At 37.3% G+C, this 16,698-nt stretch carries 15 protein-coding genes and 1 other RNA gene; 13 read left to right on the top strand and 3 right to left on the bottom strand.

All coding sequences use genetic code 11. The features are described 5' to 3' along the window. Positions 1 to 138 precede the first annotated feature (138 nt). From FZ940_RS09160 to FZ940_RS09105, 12 genes are all read left to right on the top strand, one after another. The gene (locus tag FZ940_RS09160; RefSeq protein ID WP_148822318.1) at positions 139 to 1,539 is read left to right on the top strand and encodes an aspartate ammonia-lyase; all 1,401 of its coding nucleotides are present in this window, start codon (positions 139 to 141) and stop codon (positions 1,537 to 1,539) included. 91 nt (positions 1,540 to 1,630) lie between these two features. After that, positions 1,631 to 3,118, top strand: coding sequence for an anaerobic C4-dicarboxylate transporter (locus FZ940_RS09155; RefSeq protein ID WP_148822317.1), 1,488 nt, complete (start codon positions 1,631 to 1,633; stop codon positions 3,116 to 3,118). A 303-nt stretch (positions 3,119 to 3,421) separates the two neighbouring features. Next, positions 3,422 to 5,692 (top strand): thiosulfate reductase PhsA, encoded by a 2,271-nt coding sequence (gene phsA, locus FZ940_RS09150; RefSeq protein WP_148822316.1) that lies wholly within the window; start codon positions 3,422 to 3,424, stop codon positions 5,690 to 5,692. 9 nt (positions 5,693 to 5,701) lie between these two features. Beyond that, the gene (locus FZ940_RS09145; protein WP_148822315.1) at positions 5,702 to 6,265 is read left to right on the top strand and encodes a 4Fe-4S dicluster domain-containing protein; all 564 of its coding nucleotides are present in this window, start codon (positions 5,702 to 5,704) and stop codon (positions 6,263 to 6,265) included. Then, entirely contained in the window at positions 6,258 to 7,193 is a 936-nt protein-coding gene (gene nrfD / locus FZ940_RS09140) for an NrfD/PsrC family molybdoenzyme membrane anchor subunit (RefSeq protein WP_148822314.1), read from the top strand. Before FZ940_RS09145 ends, nrfD begins: the two co-directional genes overlap by 8 nt. Positions 7,194 to 7,283: 90 nt before the next feature. Further along, positions 7,284 to 7,952: a response regulator transcription factor gene (locus FZ940_RS09135; protein WP_148822313.1), complete on the top strand. Its 669-nt coding sequence runs from the start codon at positions 7,284 to 7,286 to the stop codon at positions 7,950 to 7,952. Further along, a complete protein-coding gene (locus FZ940_RS09130; RefSeq protein ID WP_148822312.1) occupies positions 7,936 to 9,042 on the top strand; it encodes a sensor histidine kinase in 1,107 nt (368 codons plus the stop codon). The genes FZ940_RS09135 and FZ940_RS09130 overlap by 17 nt, the downstream gene beginning before the upstream one ends. Positions 9,043 to 9,091: 49 nt before the next feature. Continuing rightward, complete coding sequence (gene ruvB, locus FZ940_RS09125; protein ID WP_072595167.1) at positions 9,092 to 10,102, top strand: Holliday junction branch migration DNA helicase RuvB; 1,011 nt, start codon at positions 9,092 to 9,094, stop codon at positions 10,100 to 10,102. Between the two features lie 269 nt (positions 10,103 to 10,371). After that, entirely contained in the window at positions 10,372 to 11,205 is an 834-nt protein-coding gene (locus FZ940_RS09120; RefSeq protein ID WP_187422163.1) for a cytochrome C, read from the top strand. Positions 11,206 to 11,422: 217 nt separating this feature from the next. After that, positions 11,423 to 12,463 (top strand): AI-2E family transporter, encoded by a 1,041-nt coding sequence (locus FZ940_RS09115; RefSeq protein ID WP_084042133.1) that lies wholly within the window; start codon positions 11,423 to 11,425, stop codon positions 12,461 to 12,463. A gap of 14 nt (positions 12,464 to 12,477) precedes the next feature. Further along, positions 12,478 to 12,849 (top strand): HIT family protein, encoded by a 372-nt coding sequence (locus FZ940_RS09110; protein WP_148822319.1) that lies wholly within the window; start codon positions 12,478 to 12,480, stop codon positions 12,847 to 12,849. Then, a complete protein-coding gene (locus FZ940_RS09105; protein WP_072595171.1) occupies positions 12,842 to 13,729 on the top strand; it encodes a cache domain-containing protein in 888 nt (295 codons plus the stop codon). The genes FZ940_RS09110 and FZ940_RS09105 overlap by 8 nt, the downstream gene beginning before the upstream one ends. 44 nt (positions 13,730 to 13,773) lie before the next feature. On the opposite strand, the gene ssrA is transcribed toward FZ940_RS09105, so the two are convergent. Both ssrA and FZ940_RS09095 read right to left on the bottom strand, forming a co-directional pair. Further along, positions 13,774 to 14,132: a transfer-messenger RNA gene (gene ssrA, locus FZ940_RS09100) on the bottom strand. 31 nt (positions 14,133 to 14,163) lie between these two features. Next, positions 14,164 to 14,568, bottom strand: a complete 405-nt coding sequence (locus FZ940_RS09095) for a phosphorelay protein (protein ID WP_148822311.1) — start codon at positions 14,566 to 14,568, stop codon at positions 14,164 to 14,166. An 85-nt stretch (positions 14,569 to 14,653) separates the two neighbouring features. Between FZ940_RS09095 and panB the strand changes: the two genes are divergently transcribed. After that, the gene (gene panB / locus FZ940_RS09090; protein ID WP_148822310.1) at positions 14,654 to 15,463 is read left to right on the top strand and encodes a 3-methyl-2-oxobutanoate hydroxymethyltransferase; all 810 of its coding nucleotides are present in this window, start codon (positions 14,654 to 14,656) and stop codon (positions 15,461 to 15,463) included. A 47-nt stretch (positions 15,464 to 15,510) separates the two neighbouring features. Here panB and FZ940_RS09085 read toward each other — a convergent pair whose 3' ends face one another. Beyond that, a complete protein-coding gene (locus FZ940_RS09085) occupies positions 15,511 to 16,530 on the bottom strand; it encodes a bifunctional 3,4-dihydroxy-2-butanone 4-phosphate synthase/GTP cyclohydrolase II (RefSeq protein ID WP_148822309.1) in 1,020 nt (339 codons plus the stop codon). Positions 16,531 to 16,698 lie beyond the last annotated feature (168 nt).

The raw sequence follows: 16,698 nt of genomic DNA, 5'->3' as shown, positions 1-16,698 counted from the left end.
CTACTATAAATTTTTCTCCAAAAGTCGTTTTATCTAGGTTAAAAGTCAAAGCTTAAAAAAATAAAGTAGTAATTAATATTTAAAATATTAAATATCTATATAATTTCATTAATACATTTTTTTATAAGGAGAATGGTTATGGCAACCAGAAAAGAACACGATTTTATAGGTGAGTTGGAAATCTCTGACGATTTTTATTATGGTATCCAAACATTTAGAGCTACCGAAAATTTTCACATGAGTGGTAGAACTTTAAAAGAGTATCCATACTTTGTAAAAGCATTTGCGCAAATCAAAAAAGCAGCCGCACTTGCAAATAAAGAGGTTGGCGTTTTAGATCCTAAGATCGCTGATACTCTAGCAAAAGCCGCTGATAGAGTAATAGCTGGTGAGTTTTTAGATCAATTTGTGGTTGATATGGTTCAAGGTGGTGCTGGAACAAGTACAAATATGAATGCAAATGAGGTTATTACAAATATCGCACTTGAGAGCATGGGGCATAAAAAAGGCGAATATCAATACATCCATCCAAACGATCATACAAACCTTGGACAAAGCACAAACGACACTTACCCAAGCTCAATAAAAGTAGCAACTTACGCAAAGCTTACTGATTTGCTTGCTGCTATGAATTTACTAAAAGATGAACTTGATAAAAAAGCAAAAGATTTTAAAGATATCATTAAAATGGGTAGAACTGAGCTTGAAGACGCAGTTCCTACAACACTTGGAAATACATTTAATGCATTTGCAAGCTACATTAAAAGCGATATCGAAAAGATCACAGCTGCACGCGAGTCAATGACATATCTAAATATGGGTGCAACTGCGATTGGTACAGGCATTAACTGCCACCCTGATTATAAAAATGTAGTTGTTAAAAAGTTAAAAGATATCACTGGTGTTGATTTCAAAAAAGCTGATGATTTCATCGCAGCTACACAAGACACTGCAGACTTTGTACACGTAAGTGGTGCGTTAAAAACTGCAGCTGTTAGACTTTCAAAAATTGCAAATGACCTTCGTTTGATGAATTCAGGTCCAAGATGTGGTCTCGGCGAGATAAATTTACCACAAATGCAACCAGGCAGCTCAATCATGCCAGGCAAAGTAAACCCAGTTATCGCTGAGGTTGTGGGCGAAGCGTGCTATGAAGTAATCGGTAACGACGTAACTATCATGCTTTGCTCAGAAAGAGGTGAATTTGAGCTAAATGCATTTGAGCCAGGCATCGCTTATGCGCTATTTAACTCTATATTTATCCTTGAAAACGCGATGAAAACACTAGCTGAAAAAGCTGTAAGAAAACTAACAGCAAATCCAGACGCTTGCTTAAAATCAGTTCTAGGCTCAGTTGGTATCGTAACAGCATTTAACCCATACATTGGCTATGAAAAATCTGCAAGCATCGCTAAAGAAGCTTTGCAAACTGGTAAAGCGGTCGGCGATATCTGCCTAGAGAGAGGCTATCTAAGCAAAGAAGAGATCGATAAAATTTTAGAGCCAAAAAATATGCTAAATCCAAGCATGGTTAGGTAGAAATTTAAGCAAAGTATTATTAAAAGCGTGTCAAAATTCTGACACGCTTAAGTAAAAATTTTAGTTATAAAATTTAATAGAGGAGTTTTCAATGGATATTTCATTGATATTGCAGTTGATCGTGCTCTTTGGTGCGATATTCTTGGGTGTTAGACTAGGCGGTATGGCCATTGGTTATGCTGGTGGTATTGGCGTCGTAGTTTTAACTTTAGGACTTGGATTAAAAGCAGGTAGTATACCTTGGGATGTTATTTTAATCATCATGTCCGTTATAGCTGCTATTACAGCGATGCAAGTAGCTGGTGGCCTTGATTATTTGGTGCAAATAGCCGAAGGGATACTAAGAAAACATCCAAAATACATAAATTTCTTAGCCCCAGTCGTTACTTACTTGCTAACTGTATTTGCTGGTACTGGACACACAGCTTTTTCTATGATTCCAGTTATTACCGAAGTTGCAAAGACACAAAATATTAAGCCTAGCGCGCCTCTTAGTATAGCTGTTGTTGCTAGTCAGATAGCTATTACAGCAAGCCCAGTTTCAGCAGCGGTTGTATTTATGGCTGGTGAGCATGCTTTGGGTGGACTTGGTATTAGCTATCCATTACTATTAGCTATCTGGATACCTACAACTTTTATTGGTTGTATGCTAACAGCTCTTGTTATAAATATATTTTATAATCTTGATCTAAGTAGTGACAAAGAGTATCAAAGAAGACTTAAAGAAGGGTTAATCAAAGATGTTAAAATCGAAGAGAAAAAAGAGCTTCCAAAAGGAGCTAAACTTTCTGTTTTAATATTCTTAGTTGGCGTTATCTCTGTCGTTTTATATGCTACTGCTATTAGTAAAAATGTAGGCTGGATAAAACCAAGCTATGTAACAGGCTATGAAAAAATTTATGAGACCAAAAGTCCGGATAAATTTAATGAACTAGTCGCAAAAGATATAAAAATCAAAACTGACTCAACTACTAATGTAAAATATGTAGAAGATCCAGATAAGCCTACAAAGGTGTTAGTATTAACTAGAGATAACGCTATTATGAGCTTTATGCTAGTTATCGCTACTTTAATCACACTAACTTGTGGCGTTAAAGTCGATAAGCTATCTAATACAGCTACATTTAAAAGTGGTATGACCGCGTGCGTCTGCGTGCTAGGTGTAGCGTGGCTTGGAGATACTTTCGTGGTAAATCACACCGATGCGATCAAAAATTTTGCCGGCGATTTTGTTAAAGACTATCCGTTTATGCTAGCTGTTGCGCTATTTTTTGCTAGTATGCTTCTTTATTCTCAAGCTGCTACCGCAAAGGCACTTATTCCTACAGTTATAGCTGCACTTGGTTTAACTGCTGCAAATAACGGTGACGCATATATTTTAGTTGCATCATTTGCTGCAGTTTCAGCATTGTTTGTATTGCCAACATATCCGACACTACTTGGAGCCGTTCAAATGGATGATACTGGAACAACTAGGATAGGTAAATATATATTCAACCACTCATTTTTTATTCCAGGTGTTTTAGCTATTGTTTTTTCTGTTGCACTTGGATTTTTAGTAGCTCCGATACTTTTATAAGTATTTTAAATCAGACTTAAGCCGAGATCTCTCTCGGCTTTTTTAAATCCCTTTAAAATTTTTAATTTCTATTCAAAATCCTTAATCAAAATTTTATATTTAAAATTTTTATAAGATCGCGTTAAAAATTATATTAATTAAATTTATAATTTTTAGAATTTTACTTATTTTGATATTAGAATACTAATTTTTTAAAACTAAAAATCTAAATATAAATATTAAGTAAGATTTAATTTTATTTTCAACTTTAAATACTAGAATAACTAAAGGCAAATATCTTTAAAGGGAGAAAGATGAGCTTAAATAGACGAGAAACGAGAATTTTTAAAATTCGGTGCTGGAGTTAGTATGGTTGCATCATCCTTACCGGGTGGTGCTTTGGAAAATGCTGCAAAGCAAGATGAGAAGTACGTCCGCAGCTTTTGCGAGATGTGCTCTTCAAGATGCCCTATCGAAGCAAAGGTCGTTGATAATAAAATTTGCTTCTTAAGCGGCAATCCAAAAGCTGGTGGTACGGCAACTTCGCTTTGTGCAAGAGGTGGCTCTGGTTTTAGTCAGCTTTATGACGAAAATAGAGTCAAAAAGCCTTTGATCAGGGTTGGTGAGAGAGGAGAAAATAAGTGGCGTGAGGCTAGCTGGGACGAGGCACTTGATCTAGTTGCTTCAAAAATGCTTGAGATCAAGCAAAAGTATGGCCCAGAAAGCTTTGTCTTTACCTGTAAAAGCTCGCAAACACATAAACTAATGGTAAATTTTGCCTCAGCTTACGGTTCGCCAAACTGCTTTTCACACTTTTCGTGCTGTCCGATCACATATCAAATGGTCTGTGAGCAGATGTATGGCATAGCTAAGCTAAAAAGAGACTTTGCAAATGCAAAATACGTTGTAAATTTTGGTCACAATCTCTTTGAGGGCATAGTTATAGCCGATGCTAAAAAACTTGCTAAATTTGCGGCTAAAAAAGATACAAAGCTACTTGTGCTTGAGCCAAGATTTAGCGTGGTGGCTTCAAAGGCTGATGAGTGGCTGCCAGTTAGACCTGGCACTGACCTAGCTTTTGTGCTAGCTATCATAAATACATGGATACAAAATGGCACTTACGATAAAGAATTTATTGAGAAATTTACAATTGGCTTTGATGAGATCGTTAAAAGCGTAGAGGGCAAAACACCTGAATGGCAAGAAGCGATCACTGGTATAAAAGCAAGTGACGTTAGACGCATCGCTGATGAAATTTATAAAGCTGCCCCAAGAGTTATTTTTGATTTTGGACATAAGACAACCACCACAAAAGCTGAATACATGAGGACAAAAGCCATCATGGTGGCAAATGCGATGATGGGCAACTGGGAGGTCAAAGGCGGTCTTTTTGGTGGCAAAAATGCTAAAACCTTTAACAAGCTAGTTGGCGAGGATAAATTCCCAGTTCTTAAAAATCCAGATGAGAAATTTAAAGTGCCAAAAGTCACTAGACTTGACTTTGCTGGCGAGAATGGTAGGCATAAATTTGTAAGCAGAAAACATGGCGTTTTGATGGATATAAATGACGCTATCTTAAGCGAGAAACCATACGCCATAAAAGGCTGGTTTAACATCCGCTTTAATCACCTAATAAACGTTGCTGAGACGATGAAGAGTATAGAGGCGATGAAGAAACTTGATTTTATCGTGGTAAGCGATGTTTATCTAAACGATATGGCGACATTCGCTGATGTTATCTTGCCTGAGAGTAGCTACCTTGAGCGCGACGAGGGCATAGAGGATAAGTCAGGTCTAAAGCCAGCTTATATGATAAGAAATAAAGTTATTGATCCAGTTGGCGACACAAAAGATGGGGCATTTATCTTTAGGGAGCTAGCACGCCGCATGAAGATAGATGAGCTTTATACTTGGAACGACATACGTGAGTTTAGGATGCAGCAAGCTGGCGGAGATGTAAATTTACTTGCTGCGCTTGAAAAAGATGGCTTTATCACTTGGGATGAGCCGGGAATCTTGTTTAGAGAAAAAGGCATGATCGATAAATTTGTCGCTAAATATCCAGTCGCTTCTAAATTTGTAGGAGAAAATGGGCTAATGGACGATATGGCTAAGCTAAAAACAAAAAGTGGCAAGATAGAGCTATTTTTGCCTGATGTAGAGGCGCAGTTTGCAGGATATGGCGCGCTAAATGACAAAGATATGGACACATTTGACGGACATGATCTTTGTCTAACTTGTGGCAAAACGCCTATTCATACCAACGGCCACACTCAGGCGGTGCCGTCGCTTCATGATCTTATGAGTGATAGCCCTATCTGGATAAATCCAAAAACAGCTAAACGTAAAAATTTACGAGATGGCGATATGGTTGTGGTGAAAAATAAATTTGGCGAGCAAAAGGGCAAGCTCATGGTGACCGAGGGCATTAGAGAAGATACACTCTTTATATATCACGGCTTTGGACACATCACCCCAGCTCTTAAGAGTATAGATCACGTGGGGCTAAATACAAGCGTGCTTCTTAATCCAGCCGAAGGGCCAGTGGCTGCGACTATGGTTACAAATGTTGGCGTTAGCATAAGTAAAGCGTAAGGATAGAAAATGAAAAAATATATGATGATACATGATGAAAATTTATGCATCGGCTGTCAAGGCTGCTCGGTAGCTTGCAGAAGTACAAACAACGTACCAAGGGGACTTTACCGCTTGCAGGTGCATGCAAAGATGAGTGGGACATTTCCAAATTTAAAGACCGACTTTTTGCGTCAAAGCTGTGTTATGTGCGAAGATGCACCTTGTGTTGAGGTTTGCCCAACTGGTGCTAGCTTTAAAACAGCTGATGGCGTGACGCTGCTTGATCATAGAATTTGCGTTAGTTGCAAATACTGCATCCTGGCCTGTCCATACGATGCTCGCTACGTCTTGCCAGATGGCGAGATAGGCAAATGCACATTTTGCTATGAGAGTAGGCTAGAAGATGGCAAAGAGCCAGCTTGCGTTAGCGTCTGCCCTACAAATGCCCTAACTTTTGGCGATGTAAATGATGAAAATTCTAAAATTTCAAAGAAATTAAAAGAGAGCAAATACTACTTGCCAAAAGCGGAGCTAAATACAAAACCTTCACTTGCGATGATCGCAAATACAAAAGGAGCACACCATGAATAACATGTCAGGAAGCCTAGCTCAATACTCTGAAATTTACTGGGGCTGGCCGATAGCCGTTTATCTATTTTTAGCAGGACTTAGTGCGGGTGCTAGTATCGTTGCTGTGCTCATTTCAAAAAAATATGGCAAAGAGAACTATTACTTTAAAGCAGCCGCTCTTATCGCTCCATTAGCGATCGTTCTTGGACTTGCTCTTTTGGTGCTTGACCTTGGCAAGCCGCTTAGCTTTTACTGGATACTCTTGCTTTACAACTTCGACTCAGTCATGTCAATAGGTGTTGCACTGCTTCTAGTTTATACGCCTCTTAGCGTTATATACGCAGTTGGTGCATTTAAAAACGAGATCGTAATGCTTAAAATTTCTCTTTTTGACGTGGTTGCAAATTTTGCTAGCAAAATTTCAAGCCTACTTGAAATTTTACTTTTTATCCTAGGCATTGGCGTTGGTGCATATACAGGCTTTTTGCTAAGTGCAGCTCACAAGATCGCACTTTGGAATACATCAGTCTTGCCGGTATTATTTTTAGTATCAGGCTTGAGCTGTGCTGGTGCATTTACGTTACTTGTTGGCGTGCTAAAAGATAAGGCAAAAAGGCAAAACGATATTGCACACTATTTATTAAAATTTGATTTTTTTGCGATTATTGCTGAGTTTTTGCTCATAGTTACTCTTTTTATGGTTGTAAAAGGTGCAAGCACAAGTGGTGCAGAGAGCGTAGCAAACGCACTTAGCGCAAATTCTCTTGGGCTAATGTTTTATATTGGCGTCATTGGTTTTGGTATGGCTTTGCCTATCATTTTAGACTTAAGCGTTTTAAAGGTGCATGATTTTAAACGCGAATTTGCCGTGATCAACGCATTATTCGTAATATGTGGCGTCTTTTTGCTAAGGTGTTACATTGTCTATGCGGGGCAAATTTTTATTTAATGCTTAAAAAATAATTTTAATTTTGAATTTACCTATTAAATATTACAATAGTGCTAAATCTTAATAAAACTTATTTTTTAGGAGAGAGATTTGAAAATTTTGCTTTTAGAAGATGATTTAGGGTTTCAAGAGAGCGTCTGTGAGTTTTTACAGACGCTTGGTTATGAAGTTACAGCGGTGAGTGATGGCCAAGAAGCGTGTGATCTGATAGAGAAAAATTTCTATCATCTTTTTATACTTGATATAAAAGTCCCTGGCGTAAATGGACATGAGGTTATCAAGTACATAAGAAGTCTAAATCCAAGCGCTCCTATCATGATAACGACATCTTTAGTTGATATTGATGATATGGCTATTGGCTACGAGCTTGGCTGTAACGAATACCTAAAAAAGCCATTTGAGCTTGCTGAGCTTAAATTTAGAGTAGCTGAGCTTATGAGAAAATACTATGGAACTGACGATAAAAACATAGTAAAGATCAATGACGAGTTTAGCTTTAATCTAAACAAGCGTGCGCTATTTAAAAACGGCAAAATGGTCGATCTTAGTGCAAAAGAAGTCGCACTTGTTGAGTGTCTAGTTTCACATCTAAATTCTTACGTCAGCATGGAAGAGCTTAGAGATCTTGTCTGGAACGATAAAGATATAGAGGGCGCTGATATAAGAATGCACGTTTTAAAGATAAGAAACAAAACGACAAACGACTTTATCATCTCAAAGAGGCGCATAGGCTATAAAATAGATGCACAAGAGCTTTAAGATCCAGATCATAGCGACATTTGTGATAATGTCGCTATTTTGTTTTCAAAGCTTTGTGATCCTAAATTTAAGCCAAAAAAACAGCACCTCAAAAGCCCTTTTTGGTGCTATGAAACATGAAAATATCATCAAAAATTCATTTCTAAAAAACGAAAACATAGTTATTTCTTTAAAATATAAATTTGCAATCTACGATGTAAATTTTAAACCAATCATCTCAACTCTCACAAAACAGCCAAGTAGCTTTAAATTTGTAACACTTGAAGAGGATGGATATCTATTTTACAAGAGCTTTTTTATAAAAGATAAGACACCTTATTATGTCGTGGTGGAAAATGAACTTGACAATAAAAAAAGTGTATTTCTAACAGCCATTATGTTGCTTGTTATACTGGTCGCAGTTCTTTTTATAGTCTATTTTTTATATCTAAGCAGCGTTAAGCCTTATAAAGACTTTCAAAGATATATGAATAATTTCTTTAATGATGCTATGCATGAGCTAAAGACTCCCCTTGGCGTAGCTGGCATGAATCTTGAGATGTTGGGCCTTGATAATAAATACATTACCCGCATAAAAAATGCCCTAAAACAGATGCAGATAACATATGAAGATGTCGAGTACTTCATAAAGCGTGGCTACATCAAATTTCCAAATGAGCGGCTAAATTTAGGCGAGTACGTGAGTGAAAGGGTAAAATTTTTGCAAAGTGTGGCAGATGTCAAGCACATAGTTATAAATACAAATTTGGTAGATGATGCCTATATCACACTAAGCAAAGTAGAGGCGCAGCGTATCATTGATAATACGATTACAAACGCCATAAAATACAGCCAAAAAGAGAGCGAAATACTAATAAATTTATGCTTTGAAAATGACCGGATAAAGCTTAGTGTACAAGACTTTGGCAAGGGGATAAAGGACGTTAAAAAGGTTTGGAAAAGATACGTCAGAGAGGATGAAATCCAAGGCGGCTTTGGCCTTGGGCTAAATATCGTCAGTGAAATTTGCCAAAAACATGAAATTTCATACGGCGTTGATAGTGTCTACGGCGAGGGCAGCACCTTTTACTACAAATTTAAACGAGCTTAAATTAAGCATAAAAGCGTAAAATGAAGCCTTAAATTTAGAAGGAAAAACTTTGGATAGAATCGTTGAAATCGAAAAAGTAAGCTTTGAAAATGACTTTGAAGTCTCGCTTAGACCGACAAAATTTGAAGACTATATCGGACAAGAAAAGATCAAGCAAAATTTAGATGTCTTTATAAAAGCAGCCAAAAAGCGAAATGAGTGCCTAGATCACGTGCTATTTTACGGCCCTCCAGGACTTGGTAAAACCACCCTTGCTCACATCATCGCAAACGAGATGGGTGTAAGTATCAAAATGACCGCAGCGCCTATGATAGAAAAGAGTGGTGATCTTGCGGCGATCCTTACAAATTTACAAGAGGGCGACGTGCTTTTTATCGATGAGATCCACCGCCTAAGCCCAGCCATTGAAGAGGTGCTCTATCCTGCGATGGAGGACTTTAGGCTTGATATCATCATAGGCTCAGGGCCGGCTGCCCAGACTATCAAGATAGACTTGCCAAAATTTACGCTAATAGGCGCAACGACGCGTGCTGGCATGATCTCAGCGCCACTTAGAGATCGCTTTGGGATGGATTTTAGGCTGCAGTTTTATACAAGCAGCGAGCTAAGCCGCATCGTGCAGATAGCCTCAGCCAAGCTTGGCAAAGAGTGCGACAAAAACGCCTCGCTTGAGATCGCCAAACGCTCACGTGCCACGCCTAGGATCGCTCTTAGGCTTTTAAAGCGGATTCGCGACTTTGCCGAGGTAAATGACGAGCAAATCATCAGCCACGAGCGTGCAAAAGAGGGACTTAACGCACTTGGTGTAAATTCGCTTGGATTTGACGAGATGGATATTAGGTATTTAGAAATTTTGATGCAAGCAAGGCGCCGTCCTATGGGGCTTAGCACGATTGCAGCGGCACTTAGCGAGGACGAGGGCACGGTTGAGGATGTCATCGAGCCATATCTGCTTGCAAATGGCTTTATCGAGCGCACAGCAAAGGGTAGGATCGCAAGTGCGAAGTGCTTTGAGACCTTTAACATCAAGATCGATATCGAAAAAGGGCTTTTTGAGTAGCGAAATTTAAATTTGGAGCAAAAATGGGTGAGCCACATCTTTGTCCTAGGTGCGAGCAAAGGACGATTTACTTTGATGGGATATGCTATGATTGCAGATAAAAAGAGAAGCTGGAGTTTTATCAATGCTTAAGCGAAGATGAGATCAAACAAAAGCTAAAAAATGTCCTAGCTCACACAGATGAGATAGGCAAATACGATGAAATTTATAGCGATCTTGTCTATATTTTCTACCTGCATGGCATTTGTGATGAGCAGATAATAAGAGAAGTGACCAAAGGGTGTGAATACTATCCATTTGAAATTTACAAAAACGCCTCAAGTGACGTAAGAGATGAGCTCATAAATAGTCTAAATGGCGCTGAAAACACGGTAAAAATAAATCACATACTTTGTGCACTTGCATGGCAGGGCGATGAGGTGGTGAGGGAGCTATTTTTTAAGCTTTATAAGGCGCCAAAGCCTTGGAAGGCAAAGCTTCACGTTGATATGGATGAATACGCTCAGGTTGCTGGCTGGAGCTTTGACGAGAGTGGTAAGAGAAAAAGCCTAGTTTTTGATAAGTGTTTTACGTGTGGGCCAAGCCAAAACGTAGACGCAAGCATTAAATTTAAAGCACTAAACGATGAAAAATGTAAATTTTGTAGCGGTGAGATGATGAAATTTACCATCAAAAAAGAGAACTTAAAGCGACTTGGACTAGAGCTTAAAAATGACACTGTGCTTAAATTTTGCCCAACATGCGTTGGCTTGGTGCAGTATTTTTGCCAAAATGACGGCAATAGCGTGCAAACAGAGATAGTGGGCGAGGGCGAGAGTGAGGACTATTTAAGAGATGCTGTGGTAACGCTCGATGGGCAAAATTTCGAGCTAGCTAGCGAGGTTTGCGCTCACTACTCATATATGATAGATAGCGAAATTTTGCTTGGTGGATATCCGCAGTGGGAGCAAGATGCTGAGTATTTAAAATGTCCAAAATGTAGCAAAAGCATGAAATATCTAGCACAAATTCCTCTTGGGAGTCTAGTAGAGGGCGAGGGAACTATATATGTTCAAATCTGTGATGAATGTGAGATCATCGGAGCAAATTTTCAGTGCACGTAAAAGGCTAAAATTGTAGGAGCTTTTGAGCTAGAAATTTTGCGTAAAACTATAAATTTATCTAAATTTACTAAGCGCTAGTAGCATGCTAAAAAATGCCAAAAGCCTAGCCACACTTGCTAGCTTTACAAGCTTGATGGCAAAGAGTTTGAGCAAATATTAGAAGCAAATGAGCAGCTTTGATAAATTTGCTATAATTACCCCATTTTAAGGGAGCAAGATGAACAATAGGCTATTTTTTGGAATTTTTGTATTTTGTGCTTTGGCTTTGGTGGTCTATCTTTTTAAACCATATCTGCTTGATATTTTTATCGCTGCACTACTTGCTGTCGCGGTTTCAAATGTCCAAATCGCATTTTTATCGCTCACTAAAAACCGCAAGACGCTTTCATCGGCTCTTACCACATCTGTGCTTCTTTGCTTATTTATCGCCCCACTTCTTTATGCGGTGGTTGAGATCGCAAAATACGCAGCTGGCTTTGATATAAACAATGTCACAAAGACTATCGAATTTATCAAAAATTATGATTTTAGGATGCCTGAGTCGATAAATTTTTTAGAGCCAAAGATAAAAGAATTTATCGGCGGACTTGATATTAAGATGCTTTTTTCTCAACTTGCGACAAATCTTGCAAGTCTAGGTAAGTTAAGCCTTAAATTTGGCGTTGATATGATCATTATCTTGGTCTTTTTCTTCTTTTGCAATCTTTACGGCAATGAACTAATCAGCTATCTAAAATATGCACTTCCGCTAAAGCAAGATGACACAGAGTCTATTTTAAGCGAAGTTGGTAACGTGATGAGTGTCGTTTTTTACTCAACCATTGCAAATATGATTATTCAGGGTTTTTTGTTTGCCATAATCACAAGCTTTTACGGCTATGACGGCGTGCTAACTGGTATCTTTTTTAGCTTTGCTTCGCTTATTCCAGTTGTTGGCGGTATTTTGGCATGGGGGCCTATTAGCATTTATGAGTTTGCAAATGGCAACATAGCAGCAGCGATAACTATCGCAATTTATACGATCGTAGTGATCTCATTTGCAGCTGATACGCTATTAAAGCCACTTGTTATTAAATTTATAAACTCAAAGCTGGTCAAAATACCAACAAAGATAAATGAACTTCTTATATTCTTTGCGATGCTTGCAGGTATCACGACATTTGGGTTTTGGGGTGTGATCCTTGGACCAGCGATCGTGACATTTTTTATCTCGACTATCAAGCTTTATACGCTTTTAAGAGAGAGAAATTTTGTATAAAAATGAGAACAAATATGATCTATGAAGATAAATTTATAAAAATCGAGCGTGAAGACAATGAACTTCCATGGATAAAAATTTTTACCATTAAGCCATTTCGTGAGCTAAGCGATTGTGATGAAGCGAGTAGGGTTAGGCTTTTTGAGGCGATGCTTATAAGTGAAAAGGCGATGCTTGAGTTTTATAAACCAACTAAAGTAAACATTGCAAGCTTTGGAAACTACGTGCCACACGTGCATATTCATGTTATTGCTAGATTTAGTGATGACGCATTTTTTCCAGATAGTGTTTGGGCTAATCCAAAAAGAAAAAGCGAGCTTGCGTTACCAGAATTTGATAAATTTGCAAAATTTTTAGAAGAAGAGTTAAGGGCTAGTTTTGAATAAATATAAAAAATATCTTAATTTCTATATCGTTTTTATCTTTATCATAGTACTTGGAGGGCTTTTTTACTTTCTTTACAGCTCTTATATGGCTGAAAAGATGCAAAATAATATGCGAGTCTTTTTTGATTACCAGGTAAAACAGCTTAATAAAAGTATAGATGATGAGAAATTTTCATCAATGGCGATCTCTATCTTGCTTGCTCAAAATGAATCCATACAAATGTGCTTGCTAGGGCAAAGTCGCGATGAATGTATAAAAAATATCGAAAATTTAACCAAAACCCTTGGCGCAGCATCGATGTATAACAACATTAAGCTTCACATTTATGATAAAGATCTAAAAAGCTATGTAAGGAGTTGGGATCTAAACAGATATGGCGATATGATCGCTAGTAGTAGGTTTTTAGTGCAAGAGTCAAGGCATCAAAACAAGCCCATGGTTGGCATCGAGGCGTGGTATGCTGGAACGCATATAAGGGCTGTCTCAAACGTAATACGTGATGGTAAAATTATTGGCAACATCGAGGTTTTATTAAATTTTGATTCACTTGGAAATTATTTTAAAAAGCAAGGAATTGATCTATTTGTTCTTTTGGCAAAAGATAAGATGCCTTCACGTAAAAGCATTCCAAGTGATCAAATTTTAAATGATTATTACATCGAAAATTTAAGCAGTGCAAATTTAAATATTGTAGGTTTTTTGCGTGATATTAATTTTAAAGAATATGAATTTTACGTTTATAAAACACACTACTTTTGCGTGGTGCCACTAATAGACGCTAGCAACACACAGATAGGCTATTATGTGCTTCATGTAAATACCAATGAAAAAGAGCGAAATATTTCACAAAATTATTTTGAGTCAGAAGAACTTTTTTAATTTAAGTTATTTAATAAAATTTTTATTTGTATTTTAGATAGAAATGGTGGAAGCGAGGGGGATCGAACCCCTGTCCAAAAACAAAATGCATACAGCCTCTACACGCTTAGCAAAAGTGAAAATTTCATCTAAAAAGGCTCACTTTCCAAAACCAAAATTTAGACTAAGACTAAAATTTCAGCTAGCAAGCAGTCACTTTGCGAGCCTACTCTAGCTAAATTACTTGCTTTTGCCCTAGCTAGAATTAGACTAAGCAAGGCTCAACTGAACTTACGCAGCTTTAGCGTAAGCAGGAGCAAAATTAACGTTGTTTGCGTTTAAATTTAATTTGAGCTTTTTACGCTTTGCTCAAAGCGACGTGCCACCATACGCACTCTGCTCCTGTCGAAGCCAAGTCGCTCCCAAAAAACAAAACGGTATTTAGTAGAATCTATTTAGTCAAGCTTTGCTGGCACATCAATGATTTTTGGCTCAAGAACGCTAAAATACTCTAAATCGTTCTCGACGTCATCTTTATATTTATTAAACTGATCGCTAATAAGCAACAACCAATCTATAAATTTATCATTTGCTGGTCCTTTTAGGTTTCTTGCCTCTTGTGTGATTTCTTCAGCTAAAGTTGTAAGCTTTAAAATAGGATCAAGATGCATGAATCCTGCTGCCGATTTGATATTATGAAAGATCCTAGAAAGCTCTAAAATACTCTCTTTATATTTATCGACTCTTCCTAAATTTATTATTAAAGGCTCAAGTAAGTCACACATCAAAGCATAGTGAGATAAAAATTCTTCAACTATATCGTAAGAATAATCAACTTCAAGCCTTTTTAATATACCCATTTTCATGTCCTTAAGAAATTGGCGTAATTGTAGCAAAAATTTGATAAAATTGTTAGCCTTTTAGGTAAATTCCTTGGAGCTTGCAATGAAAAATGAAAAAATTCAGAAGAAAAAACTAACGATAAACGACATAAAAAATAAAAAAGGCATTGAGCCCATTGTGATGATAACTGCCTATGATGCGTTATTTGCTAAGCTTTTTGATGATTATGCTGATATTATTTTGGTTGGCGATAGCTTAAATATGAGTTTTAATATGCAAGAAAGCACGATAGGTGCGGACATGAATACCATGCTTTATCACACAAAGGCCGTTTGTAACGGAGCTAAAAATACTTTTATCATGGCTGATATGCCATTTGGTAGCTACACAAATGAAAAGCAAGCGATAAAAAATGCGATGAAATTTTTCAAACAGACAAATGCCGATGCGGTAAAGCTCGAAGTTGGCATGCACCAAGTAAATTTAGTAAAGCGCCTTTGTGAAGAGGGTATAAACGTTATGGCTCACATTGGTTTAAAGCCTCAGTTTTATAAATTTGAAGGTGGCTATAAGATAAAAGGCAGAAGCGAGATCGAGGCAAAAAAACTAATTGAAGAGGCTTTGGCGTTTGAGCAAGCTGGAGCGTTTGGTATCTTGCTTGAGGGTACGATGAGTAGCGTGGCTAGCGAGATAACAAAGCAAGTTCATATACCAGTTATTGGTATCGGATCTGGAGTAAACGTCGATGGACAAGTGCTTGTGTGGTCTGATATGCTTGGTTTTTTTGAAGACTTTAAACCAAAATTTGTAAAAAGATATCTTGATGGAGCAGATATTGTAAGAAAGAGTGTGCAATCCTACGCAAATGATGTAAAAGGCAAAATTTTTCCAAGTGAAGAATTTTGCTATTAGGATGATTAATATCCGCATTAAATAAAAAGCGTCAAAATGCTATCTATTTAAATTTCTTTATAGCCTTTTATATCAAGACCAAAGCCTGCTAAGCTTACAAATTCTTTATTTTTATTTGAGCTTAAAAGCTCAATTTCGCTTATACCAAAATACTTTAAAATTTGTGCCCCAATGCCATAATCTTTTTGTGAGCTTGCATCGCTTTTATTGCTGTCTAAAAATAGCAACACTCCACCATTTTTACTTAAAAAATCCAACGACTTTAATAAATTATCAAATTTATCTCCGCTTAAAAGTTCATGGTCTTTGCTTATTTTTTGAAATTTTACATTAGTTTGCGCTTTTATCTCTCCGAAAACATAGGCAGCGTGATTTTTATTTTCGTGATCTTTTATGTCATATCTTTTTGCTTCAAAACCACAGATTTTTACACTCTTTGCGGGCGAAACCTCTATTAAGCTTTCGTGGCTAAGTCTGTATTCTACTAATTCAGAAACGCTTATCATATTTAGGTTAAATTTTTTACAGAATTCCTCCAGATAATCACGTCTTGCCATTGTGCCATCTTCTTTTACGATCTCACAAATCGCTGCCATTGGACTAACGCCAGCAAGTTTGCAAAGGTCAACTGATCCTTCAGTGTGACCTGTTCGAACGAGTACGCCGCCTTTTTTTGCAATAAGTGGAAATATATGCCCAGGCCTTACAAAATTTTCAGGCACCGAATCAGTACTAGCAGCAAGTCTAATCGTCATATCACGCTCATAAGCACTTACGCCTGTCGTTGCCTCCTTTGCATCAATTGTGACAGTAAATGCGGTTTCGTGACTGGATGTATTTTTAGAAACCATTAGCGGCAAATCAAGTCTTTTTGCGTTTGCTTCATCCATTGCAAGGCAAAGCACACCTTTTGCATGAGTGATCGCAAAATTTACCTTTTGCATATCGCTGCTTGCCGCTGAAAAGACCAAGTCTCCTTCATTCTCACGGTCCTCATCATCGACCATAATTACCATTTTGCCATTTTTTATATCTTCAATCGCTTTTGATACATTTTCAAATGCCATAAATTTCCCTTATTAAATTTTTACGATTATATTGATTTTTTGATAACTTAGAGATAAAAATATTAATTTTGATTTGTCTTGTATCAATTATTTAGAAATTTTAGTAAAAGATTTATTTTTAAATATATGCGATTTAGTGGTGATAACTTAGATTTTATTTCTCAATTT

It is taken from the genome of Campylobacter concisus (assembly GCF_902460415.1).
Taxonomy (GTDB): domain Bacteria; phylum Campylobacterota; class Campylobacteria; order Campylobacterales; family Campylobacteraceae; genus Campylobacter_A; species Campylobacter_A concisus_Y.
This window is presented reverse-complemented; position numbering and strand designations above follow the sequence as displayed.